At 39.3% G+C, this 26,489-nt stretch carries 21 protein-coding genes, 3 tRNA genes and 1 pseudogene; 14 read left to right on the forward strand and 11 right to left on the reverse strand.

Features of this window, described 5'->3' with window-relative positions; genetic code table 11:
* Nucleotides 1–73: 73 nt before the first annotated feature.
* Both lexA and argF read right to left on the reverse strand, forming a co-directional pair.
* Nucleotides 74–679 carry a transcriptional repressor LexA gene (lexA, locus tag LC608_RS24495; protein WP_229556050.1) on the reverse strand — a complete coding sequence of 202 codons (606 nt, stop codon included), beginning with the start codon at nt 677–679 and terminating at the stop codon, nt 74–76.
* 231 nt (nt 680–910) lie between these two features.
* Nucleotides 911–1,831, reverse strand: coding sequence for an ornithine carbamoyltransferase (gene argF, locus LC608_RS24500; protein ID WP_229556051.1), 921 nt, complete (start codon nt 1,829–1,831; stop codon nt 911–913).
* 120 nt (nt 1,832–1,951) lie between these two features.
* On the opposite strand from argF, the gene LC608_RS24505 reads away from it, so the two are divergent.
* From LC608_RS24505 to LC608_RS24525, 5 genes are all read left to right on the forward strand, one after another.
* Entirely contained in the window at nt 1,952–2,101 is a 150-nt protein-coding gene (locus LC608_RS24505; protein ID WP_229556052.1) for a hypothetical protein, read from the forward strand.
* A 78-nt stretch (nt 2,102–2,179) separates the two neighbouring features.
* Nucleotides 2,180–2,251 (forward strand) — tRNA-Thr (locus LC608_RS24510).
* A gap of 547 nt (nt 2,252–2,798) precedes the next feature.
* Nucleotides 2,799–3,713, forward strand: coding sequence for a DUF4007 family protein (locus LC608_RS24515; RefSeq protein ID WP_229556053.1), 915 nt, complete (start codon nt 2,799–2,801; stop codon nt 3,711–3,713).
* Nucleotides 3,714–3,727: 14 nt separating this feature from the next.
* Entirely contained in the window at nt 3,728–6,358 is a 2,631-nt protein-coding gene (locus LC608_RS24520; RefSeq protein ID WP_229556054.1) for a hypothetical protein, read from the forward strand.
* A complete protein-coding gene (locus LC608_RS24525) occupies nt 6,351–7,232 on the forward strand; it encodes a hypothetical protein (RefSeq protein ID WP_229556055.1) in 882 nt (293 codons plus the stop codon). The genes LC608_RS24520 and LC608_RS24525 overlap by 8 nt, the downstream gene beginning before the upstream one ends.
* A 126-nt stretch (nt 7,233–7,358) precedes the next feature.
* Here the strand turns inward: LC608_RS24525 and LC608_RS24530 are convergent, their stop codons facing one another.
* Entirely contained in the window at nt 7,359–8,258 is a 900-nt protein-coding gene (locus LC608_RS24530; protein ID WP_229556056.1) for a DUF4351 domain-containing protein, read from the reverse strand.
* A gap of 110 nt (nt 8,259–8,368) precedes the next feature.
* A complete protein-coding gene (locus LC608_RS24535) occupies nt 8,369–8,590 on the reverse strand; it encodes a hypothetical protein (RefSeq protein WP_229556057.1) in 222 nt (73 codons plus the stop codon).
* Between the two features lie 540 nt (nt 8,591–9,130).
* Here LC608_RS24535 and LC608_RS24540 point away from each other — a divergent pair.
* The 5 genes from LC608_RS24540 to LC608_RS24560 are packed head-to-tail and all read left to right on the forward strand — an operon-like array spanning nt 9,131 to nt 15,180.
* Nucleotides 9,131–9,931 (forward strand): phosphoadenosine phosphosulfate reductase family protein, encoded by an 801-nt coding sequence (locus tag LC608_RS24540; RefSeq protein WP_229556058.1) that lies wholly within the window; start codon nt 9,131–9,133, stop codon nt 9,929–9,931.
* Between the two features lie 49 nt (nt 9,932–9,980).
* Complete coding sequence (locus LC608_RS24545; protein WP_229556059.1) at nt 9,981–11,132, forward strand: HNH endonuclease domain-containing protein; 1,152 nt, start codon at nt 9,981–9,983, stop codon at nt 11,130–11,132.
* An 8-nt stretch (nt 11,133–11,140) separates the two neighbouring features.
* Nucleotides 11,141–12,190 (forward strand): DEAD/DEAH box helicase, encoded by a 1,050-nt coding sequence (locus tag LC608_RS24550; protein ID WP_229556060.1) that lies wholly within the window; start codon nt 11,141–11,143, stop codon nt 12,188–12,190.
* Nucleotides 12,187–14,016, forward strand: coding sequence for an ATP-binding protein (locus LC608_RS24555; protein ID WP_229556061.1), 1,830 nt, complete (start codon nt 12,187–12,189; stop codon nt 14,014–14,016). Before LC608_RS24550 ends, LC608_RS24555 begins: the two co-directional genes overlap by 4 nt.
* 6 nt (nt 14,017–14,022) lie before the next feature.
* On the forward strand, nt 14,023–15,180 hold the full coding sequence (locus tag LC608_RS24560; RefSeq protein ID WP_229556062.1) for a cysteine desulfurase family protein: 1,158 nt from the start codon (nt 14,023–14,025) through the stop codon (nt 15,178–15,180).
* Nucleotides 15,181–15,262: 82 nt separating this feature from the next.
* Here LC608_RS24560 and LC608_RS24565 read toward each other — a convergent pair.
* Nucleotides 15,263–15,421 (reverse strand): annotated as a pseudogene (locus LC608_RS24565) (orotate phosphoribosyltransferase); the annotation flags it as partial.
* Nucleotides 15,422–15,461: 40 nt separating this feature from the next.
* Here LC608_RS24565 and LC608_RS24570 point away from each other — a divergent pair.
* Nucleotides 15,462–15,533: transfer RNA gene (locus tag LC608_RS24570), tRNA-Thr, on the forward strand.
* Between the two features lie 73 nt (nt 15,534–15,606).
* On the opposite strand, the gene LC608_RS24575 is transcribed toward LC608_RS24570, so the two are convergent.
* The 4 genes from LC608_RS24575 to pyrE all read right to left on the reverse strand — a co-directional run bounded on the left by LC608_RS24575 (nt 15,607) and on the right by pyrE (nt 21,655).
* Complete coding sequence (locus LC608_RS24575; RefSeq protein WP_229556063.1) at nt 15,607–16,569, reverse strand: diguanylate cyclase domain-containing protein; 963 nt, start codon at nt 16,567–16,569, stop codon at nt 15,607–15,609.
* A gap of 31 nt (nt 16,570–16,600) precedes the next feature.
* Nucleotides 16,601–17,389, reverse strand: coding sequence for a DUF4058 family protein (locus LC608_RS24580; RefSeq protein ID WP_229556064.1), 789 nt, complete (start codon nt 17,387–17,389; stop codon nt 16,601–16,603).
* Nucleotides 17,390–17,425: 36 nt separating this feature from the next.
* The gene (locus LC608_RS24585) at nt 17,426–20,515 is read right to left on the reverse strand and encodes a response regulator (protein WP_229556065.1); all 3,090 of its coding nucleotides are present in this window, start codon (nt 20,513–20,515) and stop codon (nt 17,426–17,428) included.
* A gap of 516 nt (nt 20,516–21,031) precedes the next feature.
* Nucleotides 21,032–21,655, reverse strand: coding sequence for an orotate phosphoribosyltransferase (pyrE, locus tag LC608_RS24590; protein ID WP_229556066.1), 624 nt, complete (start codon nt 21,653–21,655; stop codon nt 21,032–21,034).
* A 101-nt stretch (nt 21,656–21,756) separates the two neighbouring features.
* Here pyrE and LC608_RS24595 point away from each other — a divergent pair, with 101 nt between their 5' ends.
* Nucleotides 21,757–22,191, forward strand: a complete 435-nt coding sequence (locus LC608_RS24595) for a hypothetical protein (protein ID WP_229556067.1) — start codon at nt 21,757–21,759, stop codon at nt 22,189–22,191.
* Between the two features lie 111 nt (nt 22,192–22,302).
* On the opposite strand, the gene LC608_RS24600 is transcribed toward LC608_RS24595, so the two are convergent.
* Nucleotides 22,303–22,375, reverse strand: a tRNA-Ile gene (locus LC608_RS24600).
* A 294-nt stretch (nt 22,376–22,669) separates the two neighbouring features.
* Between LC608_RS24600 and LC608_RS24605 the strand changes: the two genes are divergently transcribed.
* Entirely contained in the window at nt 22,670–23,371 is a 702-nt protein-coding gene (locus LC608_RS24605) for a hypothetical protein (RefSeq protein WP_229556068.1), read from the forward strand.
* A 96-nt stretch (nt 23,372–23,467) separates the two neighbouring features.
* Nucleotides 23,468–24,862, forward strand: coding sequence for a hemolysin family protein (locus LC608_RS24610; RefSeq protein WP_229556069.1), 1,395 nt, complete (start codon nt 23,468–23,470; stop codon nt 24,860–24,862).
* Between the two features lie 160 nt (nt 24,863–25,022).
* Here LC608_RS24610 and queC read toward each other — a convergent pair whose 3' ends face one another.
* Nucleotides 25,023–25,700 (reverse strand): 7-cyano-7-deazaguanine synthase QueC, encoded by a 678-nt coding sequence (gene queC, locus LC608_RS24615; protein WP_229556070.1) that lies wholly within the window; start codon nt 25,698–25,700, stop codon nt 25,023–25,025.
* Nucleotides 25,701–26,489: the final 789 nt, after the last annotated feature.

The following is a 26,489-nucleotide window of genomic DNA, read 5'->3' on the forward strand; positions in this document are numbered from 1 at the left end:
TTAATGGGCATTGGGCATTGGGCATTGGGCATTGGTTATCCCCCATGTCTTCCTATTCCCCACTCCCCATTACTCAGTTGTAACCACGCCAAACACCAATGAGTGAACCTTGCACCTGCACTTGTATAGCACTGACTTCAATGGGATTGTACTTAGGATTTGCTGGTTTGAGGGTAACGCGATCGCCTTGGCGATAAAAACGTTTTAATGTTGTACCAAATCCATCGACTCTGGCGGCGACGATAGTACCATTTTTTAAATGATTTGGTTCTGCTACTGGACGCAGAAATACCACATCGCCATCAGTAATTAAATCTTCAATCATGCTATCGCCAGCTACCCGCAAAGCATAAGTTTGGGGAGGTAACTCGAAATTAGAAAAGTCTAGATGATCTACAGCATCAGTAAACGGTTCTATTAAACCACCAGCAGCGATCGTGCCCAAAATTGGTACACCTTGCTTAACAGGACGCAAAATCCGAATCGTTCGTGCTTGTCCTTCAGTCCATTCTATATATCCTTTAGTGCGTAAATGTTCCAAACGACTTTGAATTGGTGCTGGTGACTTCAAGTTCATCGCTTGCATCATTTGCCGAATAGAAGGCGAATGCTGGTGCGATCGGATGTATTCTGCCAACCATTCGTAAAGTTCTTGTTGAGCTTCAGTTAGACGTTCCATAAATTTTCGGGAAGTAATTATTAATGTCTCTAGAACATTAGTACTACAAAAAACTCCCCATAACAAGAGAAAAATAAAAATATAAAACTCAAAAGCTAGAATATTCTCTTTTCTTTTACCAATTTATTCTTGATTTTTACAAATTTTAAGTAGTTAAGAGCCAGCAGCACACTCGCCATTCTGACTCTTAACTTTTGTACAGACGCGATTAATCGCGTCTCCTAACTCTTTTCATTCCGCCCCTAAGATACTTGCAAGTAAAGCTTTTTGAGCGTGTAGGCGATTTTCTGCCTGTTCCCAAACTCGTGATTGAGAACCTTCAATCACAGCTTCGGTAATTTCTTCACCACGATGGGCTGGTAAGCAGTGTAAAACAATTGCCTCTGGTTCCGCAAGGCTCAATAGCTGCTCCGAAATTTGATAAGGCTGGAAAATTGGCATTCGGTTGTCTGCTTCTGCTTCTTGCCCCATACTCGCCCAAACATCAGTGTAAAGTACAGCAGAACCTTTAGCTGCTAATTCTGGATCATGAGTGACGAGGACTTCCGTTTTGTTATTAGCGATCGCTCTTGCTTGTTCTACAATCTTAGAATCTGGCCCATATCCGCTAGGGGTAGCAATTCTAACATTCATCCCCACTAAAGCACAGCCCAACATCAGAGAATTAGCCATATTATTCCCATCGCCCACGTAGGTCAAAGTTAACCCAGCAAGGGTATTAAAGCTTTCTTGAATCGTCAATAAATCAGCTAATACCTGACAAGGATGTTCTGCATCAGTAAGCGCATTAATTACCGGAATCTTGGCATAATGAGCAAAAGTTTCTAAATCCTGCTGTGCAAAAGTGCGAATTGCCAAAATATCCAGATATCGGTCTAACACCCGTGCCGTATCTTGTAAAGGTTCCCCGCGACTAACTTGAGTGACATTAGGATTGAGATCGATTACCTGTCCACCCAGTTGGTACATCGCCACAGTAAAACTTACCCGTGTACGAGTTGAAGCTTTGGAGAACAACAACCCTAAAACTTTATTACACTGCAACTTCAACTGTTGTGATTTAAGTTGAGTTGCTAATTGCAGGAGTTCTTGAAGTTCTGTTGGACTGATGTCCGCTAGACTTAATAAATCTCGTCCGAGCAATGCTGCCATGCTTGTAATCTGTAAAAAATAATTATATATTTCTGTTAGTTTATTCAACCGTGCCAAGAAAAGACACTTTTAGAACTGCGCCAGATATTTTTGCGCCCAGCCCAGAATTTTAGTGAGCTTTTGCCATGCATATTAATTTATCAACTTTATCAGCGATCGCAATCACTACAATTGCAACGCCAACTCAACCATCTAGGCACACAAAAGCAGCGATATTGCCAAAATCTCTCGTCTTCTAGCCTTATTTCTGAAGAGGGAGATATTTTTTAGCAATTACAGCTAGACAAATAAATTAATTATGGTACAATAAGAAATTGTGGTTGCTACTTGAAAGTAATCAGCAAAATTGCCAGCATAGCACAGTGGTAGTGCATCCGACTTGTAATCGGAAGGTCGCGAGTTCAAATCCCGCTGCTGGCTTTAAGTATACATAAGAATTTGAGTTGTCCATTGTGTACGGTAATTCAGCCCATTGGCGATCTACTGGAGTGCATCATTTCCTAAAGCTTGTGGAAGTAAAGGAAAGGACAAATTGAACGACCATACTCCAGAATATCTTCAAGTTCAAATGACACAACTTAAACCTCTTATGTAAAATTAACCTAATTTTTATACATATACAGTGAAACAGATTAAAATAGTAAATTTTTTGTGTAGATGGAGCCTATACTAAGCATCACTGCATTTTTTGTCCTCTTATATCATTAAGTATTGTGAGCTTAATTTATGGTATAAACACCTGTAATAACATAAAAGTAAAATTTAATTTGTTAGATTGATAAAAACAGAGGTTTCTGCATCAGATAGAATAAGCCACATTTAAGATTTGAGATTATTAGGTTTCCGAGCCTAAATGTATGAAAAAAGGTAAAATCACTGTCGGATTTTTGATGCTCATAATTAACTAAATTGTGTCTTATTTAAGCCATAATAAAGAAAGTAATTGTTATTATATCTCTATTTTTCCATGATCCAAACTAGTCTGAATTTTAAATATTCTGAAAATGCAGTAAATCCTATATTTGCTAACCATGAAACTTTTCACCCTCGTTTTGGTTGGCTGAAAAAGGGATTTGATACAGCCAATAAAAATCCAGATATCTTCTCGCAGGATGATGCTCCTGTACGTTTAGGCGTTGGTAAAAATATGGTACGTGCTATTCGTTATTGGTCTAGTGCATTCAAAATTATTGATAAAAATAATTTACCAACAAGATTTGGAGAAAAACTTTTAGGAAATAATGGATGGGATACTTATTTAGAAGATCCGGCATCATTATGGTTATTACATTGGAATTTATTAAAACCCACATGCGACGCGGCTGCTTGGTATTATATCTTTAATGTTTTTCGAGATTTGGATTTTACAAAAGAAGATATTTTAGCGGGGTTGAAAGATTATATAAATAATTTCAACAAAACTATTGCTGAATCTTCTTTTATCAAAGATGTAAATTGCATTTTAAGAATGTATGCAACACAAGATTTAATGAGAGACAATAGCCCAGTCGAAGATTCTATTGATTGTCCTTTTAACGAACTGGGTTTAATTCGTCATTTTGGTAAAAATTATCAGTTTAAAATTGCTGCAAAAGCGAATTTGCCTCCATCAGTTATAGTCGCCACTTGTTTAGAATATGCTAGTTGGGCAAGTCAGGGAAGACAGACCATTAATATTCCTAGTTTACTTTATGATGAAGGTAGTCCAGGGATGGTCTTTAAACTGACGGAAAGTATTTTATGTGCAGCTATTGAGACAGTTTCTAAAGAATTTGATACGATAGTTCTTTCCGACACCGCCGGATTAATTCAGCTATCTTTCCCTGACAGCCCAGAGATATTAGCAGAAGAGATTTTAGATAAATATTATAACTCTAAATAAGAATGAAAGAAATTATGACTAACAAAAAGCTATCCCATTATTTCAGTCTCCAGCGCCGCTATTCTCGTTCTATTAACCTAGAAAGAGATTTAGATAGTGTGGAAGCTTTAGAGGGTTATGTTCTGACTAAAAGAGCAATTGATTCTCTCTCACGGATCTTAAATAGTTTTAGTTCTGATGAAGGAAATAGAGCTTGGACATTAACCAGTGTTTATGGTACTGGGAAATCTGCTTTTGCTCATTATTTAATTTCGCTATGTGCTAATTCTCAAAACAAAATGCACATTAAAGCTTTATCAATAGCTGAAGATAAATTAGGTAAAGATAATGACATTTATCAGTTAATTCAAGACAAAATTAGCTCGGTAGGATTAATGAGGGCTGTGGCTACGGGACAAAGAGAACCGATTAGTCATACCATTATCAGAGCTTTATTAACAGGTGTTGATACTTTTTGGACTGCTACCCAAAAAAACAAGATCAATGTTGTTCGTCAGTTGGTAGATTTAGAAGCAGAAATTAATGATGGGGGAAAAGTTGATAGTAAAGAGATTCCTAATTTGGTGTTAGAAGTTGCCAAGGAATCTAAAACTGGTATTTTCCTTGTTATTGATGAGCTGGGGAAGAATTTAGAGTATGCTGCTCATGCTCAAGGTGCTGAGGATTTATATCTTTTACAACAATTAGCTGAATTACCAAAAGATAGCAAAACTCCTATTTACATTTTAGGTATTTTACATCAAGCATTTGCAGAATATACTCAAAGATTAGCAACTTTTCAAAAAAACGAATGGGCGAAGATTCAAGGGCGATTTGAGGATATTGCTTTTACTGAATCATCTGGACAAATGATGAGTTTAATTGGAGAAGCGATTGATTCATCGGCAGCAGACAATATAAGCTGTGCTATTCGTAGTGACTCTGAGGAGTGGAGTAAATATTTAGAACCAATAGTTGTAGATGAAGAAATAACCGATCAAGTTATACAAAAAGTTTATCCGCTACATCCCTTATCTGCGTTTGCTTTACCAACTCTCTGTCAACGGTATGCTCAAAATGATCGTTCTTTATTCACATTTTTAACGAGTGGTGAGCCTTTATCATTTCGTAATTTTCTAGAAGAAGTAACAGTTAAAGATAATAACTTACCAAATCTTAAGTTAGATCGAGTTTATGACTATTTTATTGAAGCCGCGGGAATGGGTTTAGCCTCTCGCCCTAATTTGCAAAGATGGGTAGAAATTCAAGATTTAATTAATGATGCTAAACGTTTAGAAGAAGATAGTCTGAGGGTACTAAAAACTATTGGGATTTTGAACCTTATTACAATTACAGGTTCCATGAGGGCGACAAGAACTTTAGTATCTTTAGCAATGTGCGATCGCCCTTCTCAAACCCAAATTAATTATTGGCAAGAAATTATTGATAAACTATTAAAACAGAATCTAATTACTCATCGTCGCCAATTAGATGAATTGCGGATTTGGCAAGGTTCTGATTTTAATGTTGACAGTGAGTTAAGTACATATATAGAACAAGAGCGATCGCCTTTAGTTAAGCTATTATCTCTCCAGCGTCCTTTAAGACCAATAGTAGCCCAACGTCACAGTTATCAGACGGGAACTTTACGTTATTTTGAACGGCATTATTTAGATAATTCCCAAGATTTGAGTCAGTTACGTTGCAGTAGTGTTGATGCAGATGGTTTTGTGGGGTACTGGGTAGATGACGAAATGCCTAGTTCTGTTCCTTCCACAACTAGCGATGGTAAACCATTAATTATTTTGAGTGCAGCTAATTTAGATATTTTGCAAATTCGTACTCTAGAATTTGTGGCTTTAAATAACATTAAAAAAACAGCCAAAGAGTTACAAACTGATGGGGTAGCCAGAAAAGAGGTAAATTATCGTTTACAAGAAGCTGAAGAATTTTTAGATGAAACTCTCAATCAGTCATTTAGTATAGGTGTAAATCAGCAATGTTGGATTCAAGGACAACTAGAAATACTCAACAACATTACTGACTTTAATAGTAAGCTTTCTGATATTTGCGATCGCGTTTATCATCGCAGTGCAATTTTGTGGAATGAATTAATTAATCGTCGAGATTTAACCTCTCAAGGGGTAAAGGCTAGACGAGAATTGATTCAGGCAATGTTAGAACATCAAAATGAAGAGAGATTAGCTTTAGAAGGTTATGGCCCTGAAGTTAGTATGTATTATTCTCTGTTAGAAGAAACAGGGATTTATCGCCAAGAAGATAATTATTGGGATTTTTATCCACCATTAGAAAATTCGGGTTTGAATTCTCTGTGGGAAGCAGTTGAGAATTTTTGTTTAGCAGCAACAGAAACAAGCCAAACTTTTGATTTACTTTATCAACATTTAGCAGCACCTCCCTACGGTGTGAAACAAGGTGCAGTACCGGTGATTTTAGCGGCGGTACTGTTGTATCACGCTGATGATTTGGGACTTTATCAAGACGGTACATTTATTCCTGTATTAGGAACAGAACATTTTGAATTATTAGTTAAATATCCTGAACGCTTTGCAGTTAAGTATTTTGCAGTAGTCGGATTAAGAGCAGAAGTTTTCAAAGAATTAGAAGCAATTTTACGCAATCCTCAATTAAAAAAAATTGGGTAAAGTTCGTAATGCCACTCTGTTAACGGTAGTTACTCCTCTTTATCAATTTGTTAATAAACTACCTAAATATACTCAACAAACTCGACGACTGGCAGATGAACCAAGAGCAATTTTAAAGGCATTAAAAACTACTGTTGAACCAGATGAGTTGTTGTTTAAAGCTTTACCAGCAGCTTGTAATTTACCCTCTATCGGCACTGAAGCTGAGGATGATGGTATCACTGCGAAAACTTTACGCACTAAGTTAGTTCATGCCCTCCGAGAGATTCATACAGCTTACGATCGCTTATTGAGTGATTGTCAAAAACTGATTTATGAAGGCTTTGGAGTCAGAAGTAAGGAAACAAAACTTAGAGAAGATTTGCGGGTAAGGGCAAATTATTTAGCCGGAAAATGTATTGAATCTTCACTAAAACGCTTTATTCGAGCAGCATCCGAGGAAACCGCAAGTGATTCTCAGTGGTTGGAAGCTTTGGTGATGATTGTTGCGGATAAACCTGCTGAATCATGGACGGATGATGATGCCACTGCATTTGAGATGAAATTAGCTGATTTGGTGCGACGTTTTAAGAATCTGGAAGCTTTGCAAAAGGAAGTAGCCGCCAAGGGAGAAGGTTTTGAAGCCCGACGAATTACCATGACTCGTCCCGATGGTCGAGAAATCAATCGAATGCTATGGGTGGATCATGGGAGAGAATCGCAGGTTGAGCAGATTGTTGACGAATTTTTGGCTAAATTACCTGACGATCAGCAGTTACGACAAGCGGTTTTGGCAAAGTTGAGTGAACGGATTTTAAATGTTGATTTGCCAGAGACGGTTATTAAAATTGAAGAAAAGCGAGCTGATGAAATAACCGGGAAAAATTTCGGCTAATAGATGAAGTGTGTCTGCGTATTATTTAAATTCTTAAGAGTTGGCGCGATTGCACCAACTCTTTGCACCTTTCATTTTCTACACTTAGCTCTGTTACTTCAATCTACTGATCATTATTTATACTCATTATTGGTTTAACCAAGCTTCTAAATCAGCAACATTAGAAAAGTCTAGTAATGCTTCTCCTAGAGTTTCTAATTGTTCAATCGATAAACCTTTAATTCGCTCGATTAATGATTCATTAATTTCCCCAATACGGCGATTAAGTTGACGTATAATTAAACGTTGTTCTCCTTCCTGTCTTCCTTCCTGCCTTCCCTCTTGTTTGGCTTGTTCCCTATCTCTTTGATAAAGTGGTTCTAATCGCATAACTAACTCCCTATCATCTGCTTCTAATTCTTGATTTACTCTCAAGTTTTCGCGCAAGTTGTAAACTAATTCCAGGGTTGCTTTTTGGTATGGATGATTTAATGGTAACGCTTGCAACTCAATAATTGCCTGCGACTGCACGCTTCCCCTACCCAAAAGCCTCAACCATAAAGTTTCCGATATCTGTGGTAATTGATGTATCGCTACAATTGCTGTCCGCAAGGCATCTGCGAGAAAATATACTCCTGATAACCAACCTTCTTTTTGCATAGTTCTAAAGCTAGACAATCTAGTTTCAGATATCGTTGGAGTAAGAACCCACAATTTGGGAATTTCTGAGTCCTGAAGTTTAGTTTTATTAGCTTTAGCTTCTCGTCGTAAAAGAGCCTTGACTTCTAATAATTTTAGAATACAGTCGCATATTTCATCGGTAGAAGCTGGATTGCGGTATGGTTCTATGAGTGCAGGATTTTCAGCAAATCTTCCTAGTAAACCCAGTATTTGTAAATTAGAGTTTTGCTGTTTGCCAGGAGTGAAGAAAACATCTATTTCTTTAATTTCTCCTGAGACTTTTTCTGATGACTTGACTTCTCCGTAATCTTTTAGTAATTCTTCTAGATAGTCTTTGGCAAATTTGTCATGTATGAAACGTGTCATTCAATTAGTTCTCTAGTTATTTAAATTATCAAAAGTTGGTGCAATGCGCGATGCCTTTGGCGGGCGTAGCCATCGCGCCAACTCCCTACACCTTTTATTTCCTAGACTTGCTATCTAATTAATACGCTCACTACATCACCTGATTCACCTAAACTACCTGCTCTTACAGGTTTAGACCAAGAGCCTATTTCTGCATAACCTGTAGTATGCAAGCGATAGATAGTACTCTTGACTACATTAGGACTACCGACTAGCAGGTGTTTTATCTTTTCTCTACTTACGTGGGCTTGAGTGCTGCTGTTATCTTCTAATGTCACAAATTCTTCTGCCATAACGCACCTGTTTAATGTTGCAAAGTGGGATTAATCACTTTCAGATTTATTGTACCGTACATATTAAATGTACCCTACAAAAGGTATATTGAAACTTAACCATTTATGATGAGTCTTGATGATATGCAAGATTTGTTTGTGACAGAGAAGCGTCAGGGACAAGAGTATCTTGGTTTCTATCTTCCAGAGGGTAAGAGGGAGCTATTTAAGGAGTACTGTCAATTTATTGACAGTACTATGAAGGATGAACTGGAGAAGTTCGTTGACCAGTGCATATCCGATCCTAAGTTCGAGCAATACCGAGAAATGAAGCGTAGATTAAAAGATAAGTAATGTTTCGTTCTACCCAATTTCAGATTTTTGGCTTTAACTGAACGGGAATCAGGTATAAAAGCGTAATTGGCTAGTTTATAAAAATGTTGTTATATCAGTAATTTTACTAAGGCTTTTTAACATTAGTTTAAATAAACTACATATTGTATTTACATATTTGCTAAAATATTAGAATTATTAATTGCCAAGAAGCACGAAAAAACAAGCATGGCAGAGAAAAAAGTTAGACACATATTGGGTCTTTCTGGAGGTAAGGATAGTACGGCTTTAGCAGTATTACTGCATAAGGAAATTCCAGAGATGGAATATTTTTTTTGTGATACGCATAAAGAATTACCGGAGACTTACGAATATCTTGACCGCATCAAAGCACGTCTGGGGATTAAAATTCATTATCTCAGTGACAAACGAGGCTTTGACCATTGGTTAGCGATTCATGATGGTTTATTACCTTCACCCCAAATGCGTTGGTGTACGGTCAAGATGAAAATTAGACCTTTAGAGGATTTTGTGGGGGATCATGAGGCTATTAGTTACATTGGCATCCGTGCTGATGAAAACCGTGATGGTTATATCTCCACTAAACCTAATATTAAACCTGTGTTTCCCTTTAAAGAAAAGGGTTTAGTTAAGGCTGATGTTATTCGGCTATTAGAAAAGAGTGGAATTGGACTCCCTGATTATTATCGCTGGCGCAGTCGTTCTGGGTGTTTCTTCTGTTTCTTCCAACGCAAGTATGAATGGGTAATGTTAGCACAGGAACATCCTAAGTTATTTCAAGAAGCCGTTGATTATGAATCGAATCATAAAGACGGTAGAACCTATACATGGACAGATGGGGAAAGCTTATTGCAACTTCTAGAACGCAAGGATGAAATTATTGCTCAACATGAGAAGTCAATGGCTAAAGAGAAGAAGGCTGCTTTTAATTATTACGTAGCTGAAGCATTAGAAGAAATTTTAGCTCAAGAAGATGATGCTTTAGCTTGTTTGGCTTGTCATTTGTAATTTTATGAAATGCAAATTGTAAGCTTGGAAGCTTTAATATTAATTAGATATGTATGATTTACCAATTTATGATAATTTAAATATTTCAGCTTTAGCAGGATTATTTGATTCAACAACAAATTCTTATAAGTACCTTTATTTTTTATCATTATTAGATATTTTAAAGAGAAGAAGTTTTGATAATTTATTACCTATTAGCTTTCAAGAAATTATTGTTGAAATTTTAGCTAATGCTTGGTATCCTCACAACTATTTTAAACTTTATTTTGGAAGACAAGATCAAATAGCTAAGGCATTAGATAGCCTTAAACTAGAAATTACAGAACCAATCTTAAAATTTACAGATACAGATAAATCATTACTAAGACAAACAATTCATCAAAACAATTTGACAAAGATTATTAACGATTTTAAGAAAAATGTTCCTTTTCGATTAGTACGTCCATTTTTATTAGAAAAATTGCGTGAATTTAATGTAAATTATGAAGTAGTTTTGAGAACTCCAGAAATAGCTAATCAATATTTTGATGTTTATAAACCCTTGTATCGTTTTAATTCAAATAGTTATAAAGATAGTACTAGTATTATTTTGCATCCAGAATGGATTAAATATTTAGAGGAAAATTACGCAATAGTTAGGGGTTGGGCATCTTGGGAATGGCTAAATTATATGCAGCAAAGAAACCCCAGTACTCCTAATGTGGTTAATAAATTATTTATGCCACAAGAAAGGGATTCTTTAACAGAGCAGAAGAAATATTGGAAAACTGTTTTAGAATATCAAGATATTGAATGTATTTATTCTAAGGTTCTCTTAAATAAGAATGAAATTTCATTAGATCATTATCTGCCTTGGTCTTTTGTAGCTCATAATCAACTATGGAATATAATTCCAACTATAAAATCTGTTAATTCTTCTAAATCTAACAATTTACCATCTGAAGAATATTTTTATGCTTTTGTAGAATTGCAACATCGTGGTTTAACTGTTGCCTATGAAAATATATTTAACAATCAATGGTTAAAATATACCGAGTCATTTGTATCTGAATTAAAAGTTAGTCAAGCTGATGATTTATTAAATTTAGAGGTTTTGAGTAAAGCTTATAAAATAACAACTCTACCTTTAATTTCTTTAGCAACTATACAAGGTTTTAGCCCTAATTGGGTTTATGTTGGAGAAATAATGAACCCACTTTAGTAATTTGGTTGGCATACAGTGAAGAACTTTGTGAACAAGCAGTTACAGAATTTCAAAAAGCCTGGGACAGTTTAGGCGATCGCACCACCACCACTTACCGCTTCTGGGGCAACCATGAGTTAGACTTAGCACAAGCTCAAGATGGCTTAGTAGTAGCAGGATTAGCGAAAGTTTATCACGCCGCAAAAAAGAGTATTCGCTTTATTAATCAACTGGGTGTGCGTTGTTCATTGGTAATTATCGATGAAGCCCATCAAGCAGTTGCCGAAACCTATAAACTCGTCTTAGATGCTTTAGTCATCCCCTACGAAAAAACCGCCTTATTAGGTTTAACCGCCACACCCGGACGGACTTGGGCAGATATTAACACCGATGCACAACTAGCAAAATTCTTCGCCCAACAGAAAGTTACTTTAGAAATCCCAGGTTATGACAACCCGATTGATTATCTCGTCGATCAACAATACCTCGCTAAAGTTAACTATCGTTCCTTATTTTATGAAACGGGTATTGAACTAACTCCCCAAGACCTAAATCGGATTAATACAGAATTAGACATACCCCAATATATCCTTAATCGGTTAGCAGCAGACGAACAACGCAACCTCCGCATCATCCTCGAACTAGAAGCACTAGCCCAACATCATCAACGGATTATCGTTTTTAATACCTCCGTTGAACACGCTAGACTCATCGCTTCAATATTGCGTTTCAGAGGATTTAATACTGATGCTGTTACAGGTGATACCCCCAAATCAGAGAGAGAAAGGCTGATTCAAAGTTTTAAAGACGAACAGCCCCAAACCAAGATTTTATGTAACTACGGCGTTTTAACCACTGGATTCGATGCACCCAAAACCAGCGCCGCCGTTATCGCCCGTCCTACCAAATCCCTTGTCCTCTACAGCCAAATGGTAGGACGCGCCATTCGCGGACTCAAAGCTGGGGGTAATGCTACCGCCGAAATTGTCACCGTTGTCGATAGCCAACTCCCCGGTTTTGGTTCAGTTGCATCAGCTTTTCACAATTGGGAAGACGTTTGGAGGAAAAACCCATGAATGCTAACGCCCATGATATCGTGCCAACTCACCTAGCTGTTCAAGCAATGCGCGATAACGGTTATAAAAATGCCGCTTATGCGATCGCCGAATTAATGGATAATGCCATTCAAGCCGGTGCATCCCAAGTAGAGTTACTGTGTGGTGAACGAAAACAACAAGTAGAGGGGAGGAAGCGATCGCGTATTGAACAAATAGCAGTATTAGATAATGGTCGAGGTATGGATGCTAATGTTTTACGTCTAGCCCTGCAATTTGGCAATGGTACATATTTAGACCAAGATAAACATACCGGAATCGGACGTTTTGGTATGGGTTTACCCTCATCCTCAATTTCTCAATGCCAACGGGTTGATGTGTGGTCATGGCAAAATGGCATAGAAAATGCACTCCACAGTTACCTTGACTTAGATGAAATCAAAAATCGGCGGATGACCGAAGTACCTGAACCTACCGCTAGACCAATTCCAATGACTTGGACAAAAATCGGTCAGAAATTTGGTGACAGTGGCACATTAGTAGTATGGTCAAAAATCGACCGTTGTATGTGGCGGACAGGGAAAGCGATTATTGATAATTCTGAATTTGTGATCGGGAGAATGTATCGCAAATTTATCAATAGGCATGAAGTCAAAATTCGGATGTTAGCATTTGATTTAGATGCTTTATATGACATCATTATAGAAAAATACGCTCTACCTAACGACCCTGGTTATCTAATCGAAAAAACCTCCTGTCCTCAACCATTTGATAACCAGGCAATGTTTCGACCTTGGGAAGGCGATACATCTTATGAAGCCACCTATAAAATTAATTTTAAAGACAAAGAACATGATGTAAAAGTGCGTTTTTCCTACGCCAAAGAAGAAGCACGTCTAGCCGAACCTGGAAAGAATCCTGGCAGTTTACCAAACGGACAACACGCAGCTAAAAACGTGGGAGTTTCTGTTGTGCGTGCGGGAAGAGAATTAGAATTAGACCAAAACTTAGTTAATAATTATGACCCTACAGAACGCTGGTGGGGTATTGAAGTAGAATTTCCACCATCTCTTGATGATATTTTTGGAGTCACAAATAACAAGCAATCAGCCCGTAATTTTGGAGAAATTTTACAACTAGATATTGAATCGTTATTAGAAGAAGGAAAAACCGTTGCTCAACTCAAAGAAGAATTACTTCAAGATGAAGATCCAAAACTCCCTCTTTTAGAACTTGCTCATAAAATTAGTAGTCAATTAAGCCTGATTCGTCGCTTAATCAAAGCCCAAACAAAAGGCACTCGTACCAGTGAAAAACGGCACGGACACGACCCCTATAAACCTGAAAAAGTAGCTACTACTGTGACTCAAGAACGTAAATTACAGGGTTACACAGGCAAAAGTGATGCAGATGAAGAATTACCAAAAGAAGAACGCAAACAAGTTATTAAAGAAACTTTAAAAGAAGAGGGAGTTACTGAAGCCCAAGCAGAATTATTAGCAGCAACTACAGTAGATGATGGCTTAAAATATACCTTTGCACAATCTCCTCTTGATACTGCTGCTTTCTTCTCAGTCAAATCCAGAGGGGGAGCAATTATTGTTACATTAAATACCAATCATCCTGCTTATCAAAATTTAGTAGAAATATTAGAGGAAGATGTAGATAAAGCCGATATAGATACTTTACGTTCTCGGTTGATTAACTCTTTAGATGGGTTGAAACTACTACTAATGGCATGGGCAAGGTATGAAGATGAACTAGAAGGTAAACGCAAAGAAAATGCTCAAGATAATCGCATTGATTGGGGGAGAGTTGCTAGAAGATTTTTAGAGAATGAGTTATGAAATAAAATGACTACACAAGAAAAAATAATTTATCTTGATTACCATTCAACTACCCCCGTTGACCCTAGAGTAGCAGAAAAAGTCATGTACTATATGACTACTGCTTTTGGTAATGCTAATAGTGTAGATCATGGTTATGGCAATCAAGCCGCACAATCAGTTAAACAAGCTCGTCAACACATAGCTGAATTAATCAATGCTTCTGCCAAGGAAATTATCTTTACATCTGGTGCAACAGAAAGTATTAACTTAGCAATTCAAGGACATATTAATCAACAAAATACCCCCGCCACAATAATTGTTTCCCCAGTTGAACACAAGGCAGTTTTAGACACCTGCAAAGTATTAGCCAAAAAAGGGCTTGCTGAAATAATTTGGTTAAATGTCAATCAACAAGCCCAAATTGATTTAGAACATCTAGAAAAAGTCTGCTCTGGCGGTGCTTCCTTACTTTGCGTGATGGCTGCTAATAATGAAGTGGGGACAATTTACCCAATAGAAAAAATTGGAGCGATCGCTCAAAAATATAATATCCCTTTCTTATGTGATGCTTCCCAAGCAGTCGGTAAAATTCCCATCAACTTTCAAGACTGGGGGATTACCTATCTAGCCATTTCTGGGCATAAACTTTATGCACCCAAAGGCGTTGGTGCATTAGTAGTAAAAAAAGGTCATTATCTTGAACCACTTATTTATGGTGGTGGACATGAACAAGGACTCAGATCCGGTACACTCAATGTCCCCGGAATCGCTGCCTTGGGGGAAGCTTGCAAATTGAGACAGTTGGAAATGGAAGCAGATGAAACAGCCATCACACTTTTGCGAGATCAACTGCAAAGCTTACTTCAAGCTAAAATTCCTAATTTACTGGTGAATGGAGACTTAAACAACCGTTTATCAGGTAACTTACATATTTCTATCCCTGACATCCCTAATAGTGCCATTATTGCTAGAGTTCGCCATCAATTAGCTATTTCTACAGGTGCGGCTTGTTCATCAGGTATTGTCGCGCCATCTCACGTTCTGCAAGCTATGAATCTTGCCGAAAATATAATTGAGGGAGCGTTAAGAATTGGTATTGGGAAATTTACAACTAAAGAAGAAATCGAAAAAGTATCTTCTGCGATCGTCAGTGCAGTAAAGGCTATTTTGAGCCTAAAATAATAAAACCCTTATTAGGGTTTTAAAAGTAATATTTTCAATTACACAAATTTGTCAAATTATCAAATAATTTGGCAAGCGACACTTATGATTTCGCAAGTTGTCGGTAGCGTTCTTGAACTTCTTGAATTGAAAACAAAGTTTCAAACTTCAACCCCGCCGACTCGTACAACTCCCCTCCCCCTTGTTGTCGATCTACTAGTGAAATTACTTGGTTGACGGTATAACCTGCATCTTTAAGACGAATAAATTGTGGTTGCTACTTAAGAGCAATTGCCAAACTTGCCAGCATAGCACAGTGGTAGTGCATCCGACTTGTAATCGGAAGGTCGCGAGTTCAAATCCCGCTGCTGGCTTTTATTGTACATTTGCATATTAGATGTACCTGTTCACCGATTAATGTCGATATTTCTACTTTCAATAGAACAATTAATGATCTACGAGGCGTTTAGCACGTTTATCCTCATACATTAGCTGGTCAGCCTCTTCTATCAATTGTTCTAGTGAAACGTTTTCATTTAAGACCGATTGTGACACACCAACACTTATGGATAGTTGATATGGGTAATTATGCTCTTGATTAAAGCGATTAATATTTGCTTGCAATCGAGGATAAATTTCATCTGTATTCCTGGACTGGACATGAACTAATATTACAAACTCGTCTCCTCCTAGACGGGCAATAATATCCGAATCCCGAAAGGTTTGCTTTAGTAATTGGGCTGTGTCAAGGATCATTCTGTCTCCTACTTCATGTCCTAGAGAGTCATTAATCTGCTTTAAACCATCTATATCAACAAACAAAACGCAGCAGAACATTTGTATGCGTTGGAGAATTTTGAATTGCTGATTTGCCTGCCAAAAGAAACCACGTCGATTATTTAGTCCTGTCAACTCATCAGTTAGGGATAGCTCCCTTACCTCTGCTTCAGCCTTTAGGCGCTGCTTAATTTCATCCTCTAGGCGTTGATTTTGTTCAAGAAGTTGTTGGTATTGCTGTTTAATGAGTAGCTGGTTTTTGACTCGCATTAGCACTTCAACTTCTTCAAAGGGCTTGGTGATATAGTCTTGTCCACCTAGTTCAAATGCCTGCAATTTATCATTGATTTGGTCAAGGGCACTAATAAAAATAATCGGAATTTGATCTGTTATTTTTGATATTTTCAATCGTTGACAAACCTCATAGCCATTCATTTCGGGCATATTGATGTCAAGCAGAATCAGATCCGGGGGATGTCGAGAAGCAGCTTGCAATGCCATTCTCCCGTTGAGGGATTTGCGGATTATATAACCCTGCGACTCTAATATTTTGGCTAACAATCGTAGATTGTCGGGGGTATCATCCACGATTAAGATATTTGTTTCCGAAGCAGATTTAAGTAAATTAGGCATAGGGAGAATGGGAAAAATTCTTAACCAATTACTAATTATTCCTTAACCCTCGTTCCCGTAAAAGGCTATCAGACCATACAGCATCTTCTGGTTTTAGGGGTGGTACTGATTCTTGATTATAATCAATTGCCAAGTAATATCTTGCACGATTGTATACGCCATGCAATAAAGATTGCAAATCTACAATTGGTTCTGTATCTTCTGACTGCAACGGTAATGGAAATACGGGAATCGTTTCTCTGATGCTAAAGCCGTATAATTTCGCTTGAGGACGTCTTTCACTTCTGCTAACAATAATTTGATAATCTGTTACAGGAACTTCCCCTAAAATTGACATGGGTTTTCCACTTCTGAGTAAATCAATTTCGATTAAGTGAGAAAGACTAGCTAAAACTTGTTTGCGTTTCCGTTGATAGGCTTTTCTACCTTCGCCTGGACGTTTATTTTTAGGAGATAAAACTTCGATAGATGTCACCACAAAACCTGTAGAAACTTCTCGAATTTCTAAGTAATTTTCCGTAATATGTTCAGGTAAAGGTATCATCACAGTCATACCTTCTGATATCGCTGTTTGGCTAGCAGTTGATGAGTATTGCTGCGGTGATTTTTGTTGAGAAAAAACATAAACATCAGGTATACCAACTAATACAGAATCGGAGTCATCACTTAAATAAATACGTTGTTCAATTGCAACTCGATACTGTGGGGGAATATTTTCCTCAATAGTATCTGCGATCGCTGTAATTAATCGATGATGTACTTCTGACCAGAACACAGGATTTTCTAAATAAGGATTCATTCCGGGAAATGGAGAATTCATAGTTTAACTATCCTGAAATGAGGGATTGGGATGATTCTAAATTAATTCTCTTCTTTTCCATTCCTTTTCCGCTTCGCAGCAGCACTTCGCTATCGCCTCCATCTGGAAGTTATCCACCAGATATTTCAGAGCATCGGCAAGAACTTGCTCCTGGTTGGGGATTTGGGCGATGAGATTGTAGAGTTGGGCATCGTTGAGATCCAGGGCTGCTTGATTTGCCTGAATAATCCACTCTGGCGACATTACTTGTAAATCTTTGGCGGTTAGGGATTTCTGAAGTAAGGTTTGCTGGTCTAACTCCGGTAAAGCTTCTTCGCGGTAGCGGTAGCGGACTTCCAAGTAGTGTGCAATCCGATCAAATAGGATAGCTTCTGTAAATGGTTTAGTGATGTGGTCATTGCAGCCTGCTTGAATGCTGGTGTTATAGTCTTCCTCAAAGGCATAGGCTGTCACCGCAATAATCACCACGTCTTTACCTGCTTCCCTCCCTCGAATTTGCCGAGTAGTTTCGTAGCCATCGATCATGGGCATTTGAATGTCCATTAAAATCAGGTGGGGATGCCATTCTGACCAGAGTGCGATCGCCTCCTTTCCGTTCTCAGCTGCACAGACCTCGAACCCAACTAATTCTAATAGCCTGACGAGCAACAGACGATTTTCTCTCAAGTCTTCCGCCACCAGAATCCGATAAGTGGGCTGTCCTGGTTCTAGACCGATAACAGTGCGAGTCGTTTCTGGCGCAATGATATCCACTGAGCTTACCAGACTCAGTAAAACCTCACAAATGAAGGTTGACTTCTGATTCAGGGTGCTTCGCGCTGTAATATCACCACCCATTAAACGGGCAAACTGACGGCTAATCGATAAGCCTAAGCCTGTACCTTGAACATCGCGACCTGGTTTTGTTTGCGTGAAGGCTTCAAACACAGCCTCAATATCGGACTGAGCGATACCACATCCAGTGTCTTCAACTTCCAGATGAAGGGTGATAATTGGTTTGAAATCATCGCTAGAAATTGAATCAAGGGAGTAGATGCTACCCACTCTCCCGGTAAAAGCTCGGAATCGCAGGGTGACACTGCCTGTTGTCGTAAATTTGATCGCATTGCTTAATAGGTTGAGCAGAATTTGGAGCAGTTTTGATTCGTCACCATAGACATAGCAAGGAACGCTGGGATGCTGCTCTGTGATCAGATTAATTCCTTTCTCCAAAGCTTTGAGAGCAACCATATCTCTAATCGAGTGGATTAGCTGATGCAAATCGAAAGAGTTTTCCGTTAACTGTAACTGCTCCGCTTCAATTTTGGACATTTCCAGCACATTGTTGATCAGATTTAGCAAGTGTTTTCCACTGCGGCTGATGATGCCTAAATCTTCTTGAAACTCAGATGGAATCTTCTCGCTACGATTCATCAATTGAGTAAATCCCAAAATAGCATTCAGGGGAGTCCGCAGTTCGTGGCTCATTTTAGCGAGGAACTGGCTTTTGGCGCGGCTGGCGATCGCAGCTTGTTCTGCGGCTTGTTCTAGGGCGATCTGGGAAAACTCTAGCACTGCCAACATCAGCGTATTTCGCATCTCAGTAGCGGCTTCCACTTCCGCGACCTCCCAAGGCAAGGAAGTTTCCCGCACGGTTTCCTTCCACATTTCAAACGACTTTCGGGGACACAATTGCATCTGTCCAATTTCATTAATTGTTACCGCATCCTGCGGGTTGCCCGCCCAATTCACCGTCTGGATTTGCTCCGGTCGAAACCAGATAATGTGGTAAGACTTTTGTTTGACATGGTTGAATAAAATTGAAATTGCCAGAATGCCGCTAGCTTGATCTTTGAATGCTTTCGCATCTAGATATAAATCTGAGAGAGAATCGGTAGCAAACACTCGTTCCCCCTTGTGTTGCACCAACCACGTCAAAAGCTCCTCCACCTGGGTAGCCGATGGCGTTTGACCAACTAATGTCAGATGACCGTCAAGTAAAATCGCGGCTCCTTGAGCATGAACTAGATCCAGCAATTGAGAAGTATTTCGGATCAACACTTGCTCAATCAAATTGGACTCCTGCAATAACGTCTGTTGCAATTCATCCTGAATTGCTTTCACCTCCGTTCGGTAAACATCCAATTCTCGTTCTTGCTGATGCACCAGTTCAATCGAGGCAAACTGTCCTAAAAATTCACAGGCTTTGCGAGTATCATAATCCACTAGTTTAGGGCTGTAGTGGTGACAGGCAATTAATCCCCAAAGTCCTTTATCGTTGATCAACGAAATCGTCATCGACCCAGCAACCCCCATATTCTGTAGGTATTCAATGTGAAAGTGAGACACTCCTCGTAACACAGCATTACTCAAATCAAGGGGTGTATCCGTCAGAGGATGGTTAGTGGGAATCAGGCAGACACGGATGTAATTGATATCGGGAATGAATCGCACCCACTTGCGGCAAAACAACTTGCGGGCTGGCGCGGGAATGTCTATTGCCAAATAGTGCAGTCCCAAGTAGCTTTCTAGATGGCTCTGTTTCTCCTCCGCAATCACCACACCACTGTCGTCTGCCTGAAAGCGGTAGATCATAACCCGATCAAAGCCAGTCATTGCTTTTACCTCTCTGGCAAGGGTTTGAGCTAAATTCGTCAGGTTAGTGGCATTACGGAAATTGGCGATCACGGCTTGCAGGCGGTGATATGATTGGATTGAATCGATGCTTTTGAGCGATCGCACAGGTTCTAGTTCCAGGATCAACCCATCTACTATCCGGTGCATCACACCTCTAAATGTCTGATTTTTCCGTTGCCCATCAGTCTGGGCAACCCGCCGCGTTTTTAGATCAAACGGATTGCAAAGCTCCAGGTTATCTTCAGCTAGATAGTCAGCAATTCGCTGCACTTGAGCGCCAGAAAACAACCGTTGTAAGGGTTGACCCAGCAATGCTTCTGCCGAAATCCCAAAAAACTGTTCCACATTTTCACTAATCTGCAAGATTGTTAGCTGTGGCTCTTGCAGCATCAGCAACATTCCATGTGGCTGAATATAACCGGGAGCATACACCGATTCATTGCTGCACACTTCTAAAGCCGTCAGTATAGGAGTGAGTAAGGAGAGTGAAATAGGATTTGGTAACTGCATAGTTGAGGTAAGCGGTTTTGGAAATCAAAAAATTGTGAATCTAAGTTGAAAATTAAGACAAGGAGAATTGCCTTTAATCAGTTGAAGGATTTGCTTAAACTGATACTCAGTAAATCAAAAAGTTTTTTTTCAAAAGAGCGAGGTCTAAGTTGGGTTATGCCTATGCTAAACTTTGTAATTTAGAATACATCTTAGCCTAACCATCTAAGTGAAATTTCAATTTATGTCATTTTTTAGCAATAAAAAATATAACCTTTGTATATCAAGGGTTATAAGCAAAAATATGCGACATCATTTTGTGAAATAGCGAGATTTAATTTATTAATATATAAGTGCGTATGAATACTTGGATAAAGAGTTTTTACTCAATTAATTCAGGTTCCTATTTTCTATTAATTCGTAAGTCCTAGAGTTAATGTTTTAGTCTCTAACTGAACGCTATTGTTTAATATTCAGGACTTTTACCAATTTGTAATTTCTGAGTTACGAATTACGAATTAGCACAAGTCCTATTGTTTATAAATTCGCAAGTTGTCGGAAGCGTTCCTGAACTTCTTGAATCGAAAACAAAGTTTCAAACTTCAAGCCGGCTGACTGGTACAACTCACCTCCTCCTTGCTGTCGGTCTACCAGTGAAATTACTTGATTAACGGTATAACCTGCATCTTTAAGACGCTCAACCGCTTTTAAAGCAGATTGCCCAGTTGTGACCACATCTTCCAAAACTACAACTTTCGCACCTTCTGGTAAGGTGGGGCCTTCTATATAAGCTCTCGTCCCATAACCCTTGGCTTCTTTGCGAATAATCAGCGCTGGTATCGGGCGGTTTTCATAAACAGAAACTACACTCACTGCTGTCACCATTGGGTCAGCCCCCATTGTTAAACCACCTACAGCCTGTGTATCTAGAGGTAATAAAGGGAACAGTAAACGTCCGACTGCCAAAGCGCCTTGAGGATGGAGTGTTACCTGTGTCTTGTTGACGTAATAAGAACTACGTAGCCCAGAAGAGAGGAGAAAATCACCTTCTTGATAAGCAAGTTGGCAAAATAAATCTAGTAGCTTATGGCGCAAGGTAATCAAATCAGAAGTGGTTGCCCAAATATCTGGGTGGGTAAGAGTTTCAGTAGGATACGTCATTACAAAACATTAAAAGTTGTGCTACACCAAAGGTTGAACTCATCAGAGTTCTGAAATTAAGCATAAATTAAGATTGCCCAAAATATTGAGGAGTTAGGAACGTGGGTATAAAATTAAAACCCTTTGGTGGTTTATTGGTACTGCTTACTGCTGGTATTGCTTTTCCCTCAGTTGCATCTGCCCAAACGGAAACCCCCAAAACTGAAACTACGAATGATGCATTTGAGCGAGCTTATTTTCGTCACGATCGCAATTTCTACGAAAATGGTAGCCTCAAGCGCCAGCTAGACTCATTTCTAGGATCTGGTTCCAGTTTCGGTGGTTCCTTCCCAGAAAACGAAATTGCCCGCGATGCTCAGTTGCTTAACACTTTATATCATGATGTCCTGACTCAGCAAGTTGGCAACGATCCATACATTCGCACTCCTGATTTACCAAATCCTTACGACACATCGCTGATGATGTCTCCTCGTTTGAATAGCAATAAACTCAAAGTAGGAACTGAATTCAGGTTTGAAACTTTACCACCTCGGTAATATTGGGGAGTGGGCAAGAAGCAGGAGAGCAACGGAGAAGAATTTTCCCCTCTCCCTCTTTTCAATGCCTAATGCCCTTTATCCCTTTATTACTGCTTTTTGATCGTTCAGTGCGCCCTGCTGGAATCGAACCAGCCTGAAGACGAATTATGAGTTCGTTGCCTCCCCAATCGGCCAAAGGCGCTTATTTTGTTGGCTTTCGGGTTCATAAGAGTCAATTACTTAAACTCTTAGGTTAACCTGATTTGCTAATTTTAGACTGAGGAAAATACCTCAACCACTGAGTTTAGCCAATTGCGTAATTATAGCACAGATTTACACCTCTGAATAATCGACAATAGCGTATCAGATTTTTATACTACATAATTTAATCATAAAATAGTGCAGACTAATATTGATTAAGTTCCTTTAAGGATTGAGGTCAAAAGCTTCACTATTCTTAAATAGACCAGCATTCTATTGTGATAGCTTGTCAGCGATGAAAATAAATTCTACTGTACTTCTTACTTTGGTTTTGTTAATCCTGATGATGGGAGCAGGTTCTGTGAGTGCCCTTTTGGGGTTTGAACTAGGTAGTTCAGCACTTAAAGGCGTAACTACACCAGATGGGCGTCCTACAACCAAATTTGCCAGTAATAAGGCAAATAGCTCCCAACAGACAGGGCTAGTGCTATTAAAAGAGGACGAAATTCTGAAAATTGTCAAAGCGCGAATTGAGGGTAAGACCAAGGCTGCTAAATCGGAAAAGCTAGAGGACGATGATGAAGAAACCAATAGCAGCAGGCAGAAGCCAGAGGAAAAACCCCCAGCAGTAGTTGAAGAAAAACTCCAGCCAGGTTTTCCAGTTACAGCCTTGAGTGAGGGCGTAACCATGTCTGTACAATCTGTCCGCTACTCTGGTGGTGATTTGCTACTGAAAGTGAAAATGCAGAACAAAGGTAAAGATTCTGTCCGCTTCCTGTATAGTTTTTTAGATGTTACCGATGATAAAGGACGAACCCTGAGTGCTAGTACAGAGGGTTTACCAACAGAATTGCCTGCAAATGGGCCAGCATTTACAGGTACAGTGAGCATTCCCACAGCTTTACTTGATGATGTCAAGAAAATATCACTTGCTCTTACTGATTATCCCGCTCAAGAATTGAAGCTAGAGGCATTGAATATTCCTGTAGAAAGGTAGATTGGGCAATTTTAGATTTTAGATTTTAGATTGGGGACTTGGTACTAAGCAATTTACTTAGCCCCTAACACCCAAAACTTAATCCAAAATCCAAAAATGGAGGGCGTGAGTTTTACACGAGCTTTGGTGGTGATTGGTTTTCCTAATTTAATTTGGACAGACGTGGCGCTACGGTTATTGTCAGTGCTACTGCTGATTGCCATAAATGCCTTTTTTGTGACGGCAGAATTTTCTATAGTGAGCGTGCGGCGATCGCGTATTCACCAGCTAGTTAAGGCTGGGGATGTTCCAGCGATCGCAGTCGAAATGCTACAACGTAGTATTGACAGACTACTATCTACCACTCAGTTAGGTATTACCCTTTCTAGTTTGGCATTGGGATGGATTGGCGAAAGTACGATTGTTGTGCTGGTTAATGCATGGTTAAAATCCTGGCCTTTACCAAGTAGCATGACTACTTTCCTGGCCCATTCTCTATCAATTCCCATTGCCTTTTTCTTGATTGCCTATTTGCAAATTGTGATCGGAGAATTATGTCCTAAATCCTTAGCCATGCTGTACTCAGAACAGCTAGCTAGGTTTTTGGGTCCTTCGGTAAAAGCGATCGTGCGTTTTTTTGGCCCCTTCATCTGGATTCTCAACCAATCAACTCGTTTTTTATTGAGGATTTTTGGCATCCAATACACAGGTCAAGGCTGGAGGCCACCTGTGACTCCCGAAGAATTGCAATTGATTATCTCTACAGAATGGGGATCTACTGGTTTACAACGTGCGGAGCGAGAATTGCTCAATAATGTCTTTGAGTTTGGGGATGTTATGGCCCAAGATGTGATGATACCGCGCACCAGTATTATCACGCTGCCAAAAGATGCTACCTTCCAGACATTACTCAAGGAAATGGCTGCTACTGGTTACTCTCGCTATCCCGTAATTGGTGAATCATTAGACGATGTTCACGGCATTGTTTATTTTAAAGATTTAGCACAACCTTTAGCTGTAGGAAAACTCAGTTTAGAGACACAAATCCAACCTTGGATGCGTCCCGCTCGATTTGTTCCCGAACATACGTCCTTGAGTGAGCTTTTGCCAATGATGCAGCAAGAGAAACCAGCTATGGTTATGGTAGTGAATGAATTTGGCTCTACTGTAGGACTAGTGACAATCAAAGATGTCATTGCCGAAATCATTGGCGACGCCAGCGAATCTGAAAGCAGTGACGACTTGATGATTCAGATGTTAGATGAGCATAAATTTTTAGTACAGGCCCAGATCAACCTCGAAGACCTCAACGAAGTTTTGCATCTCAATTTGCCCTTGACAAGAGAATACCAAACACTAGGCGGCTTTTTACTGTATCAGTTACAGAAAATTCCGGCCAAAGGCGAAACCTTCCGGTATCAAAATCTCGAATTCACCGTGGTATCAATTGTTGGCCCACGCCTACATCAAATTCAACTGCAACGGTTACAAGAGTTAGGAGTTGAGAGTTAGGAGTTAGGAGTTAGGAGTTATGAATTTTGACTCAATACGCTTGGGTTAAAGATTTTTGGTATGTAGAGAAGTTGCAATGCAACTTCTCTTGCATTGGATTTGGGGCTTAACTGAACTGTATTGGATTTTAAATCCTTACTTCTCACTTCTAACTCCTAACTCAAGAAGCATACGCCACTGGATCAACGAGTCCCAATTCGGCAAAAGCTGCTAGCCGCAAGCGACAAGAATCACATACACCGCAGGCGATATCTTCACCGGCATAGCAAGACCAAGTTAGCTCCCAAGGAACTCCCAATTGGTTCCCTAGTTGGATGATTTCAGTTTTTTTCAGGTTGATCAGGGGTGCAACAATATTTATTGGTTGTCCCTCACGCCCTTGTTTGGTTCCCAGACGAAAAACTTCCTGCATTGCCTGGATATAGTCGGGGCGACAGTCAGGATATCCTGAGTAATCTAAAGCATTGATGCCGATATAGACACGTTCAGCTGCGATCGCTTCGGCGTAACCAAGAGCAAAGCTTAAAAATATGGTATTACGAGCCGGAACATAAGTGAGAGGAATATTTTGAGACATTTCATCCAGCGATCGCTCTTGGGGTAAATCAATAGCATCATCCGTAAGTGCTGAACCACCCCATTGCCGTAAATCAAAATTAACCACCTGATGTTTTGCGATCGCAGCTTTTTGAGCAACAGTCAGGGCTGACTGTAACTCTCGTCGGTGTCGCTGCTGATAATCAAAGGAAATAGCATGACATTCACAGCCATCAGCCTTAGCTTTGTATAGAATTGTGGAAGAGTCTAATCCCCCAGATAACAGAATTACAGCTTTCATCTCAGTTGCAAATTTTGGATTTTAAATCGCCAAATTACACCTCAACATTTCTGGTCAGGAAGTAATGCCAAAGCCACTTCTCAACCCTGTGAGTGATGGCAAACAACGCCGCACCGATATTCTAAAGAAATTAATTTACAGTAGTGCAGCACGGCGTAAATAAACATACCCTTCTCCTATCGGAGACGCTACGCGAACGGGTGACGCTCCTGCGTCGCTAACGCTGCGCTAACACCAGTCGCCTACGGAGGGAAACCCTCCCGCAGCGCTGGTTCACCATTTTAAATGGCGCAAGAAGCTCGGAATACAATTATGCGTGACTTTTGACTTCCGCCTTGCGGTACTAGTTTTTCTCCAAAAACAGTGTAATATCTTTTCTACCAGAGGTACGCGTAGCTTGCTTCTTTGCAGGAGTATGTGTCTAGGACGGATGCTGCAAATAATCATACAAAAATCTTTTCAATTAATCAGTAGCGATAATTTCCAATAGCCTTTTTCTTTAAAAAAGCATACGTGTTACTTTTTCAAGACTTTGTAATTTTAGTAGTATCAATTAGAAATTGATCCCGGTAATTAATTGCCTAAGTGCAACAATCAAGTTAAGTCGGAGCAGAGAAAAGCGCTCCTTAGAAATTTGAAGAATTTACACTTAAGTCTTACTGAGAGGCTATTTATAAAGTAAATCTAAAAGCCAGGAGAAAGGAGTTATGATAACGATAAAATACTTCATGTGCAGTGTATTTACATAGATAGTCGGTATGGCACGAAAGTCTTATCCCACAGATTTAA

The organism is Nostoc sp. XA010, assembly GCF_020829625.1.
In the GTDB taxonomy this organism is placed as follows: domain Bacteria; phylum Cyanobacteriota; class Cyanobacteriia; order Cyanobacteriales; family Nostocaceae; genus Nostoc.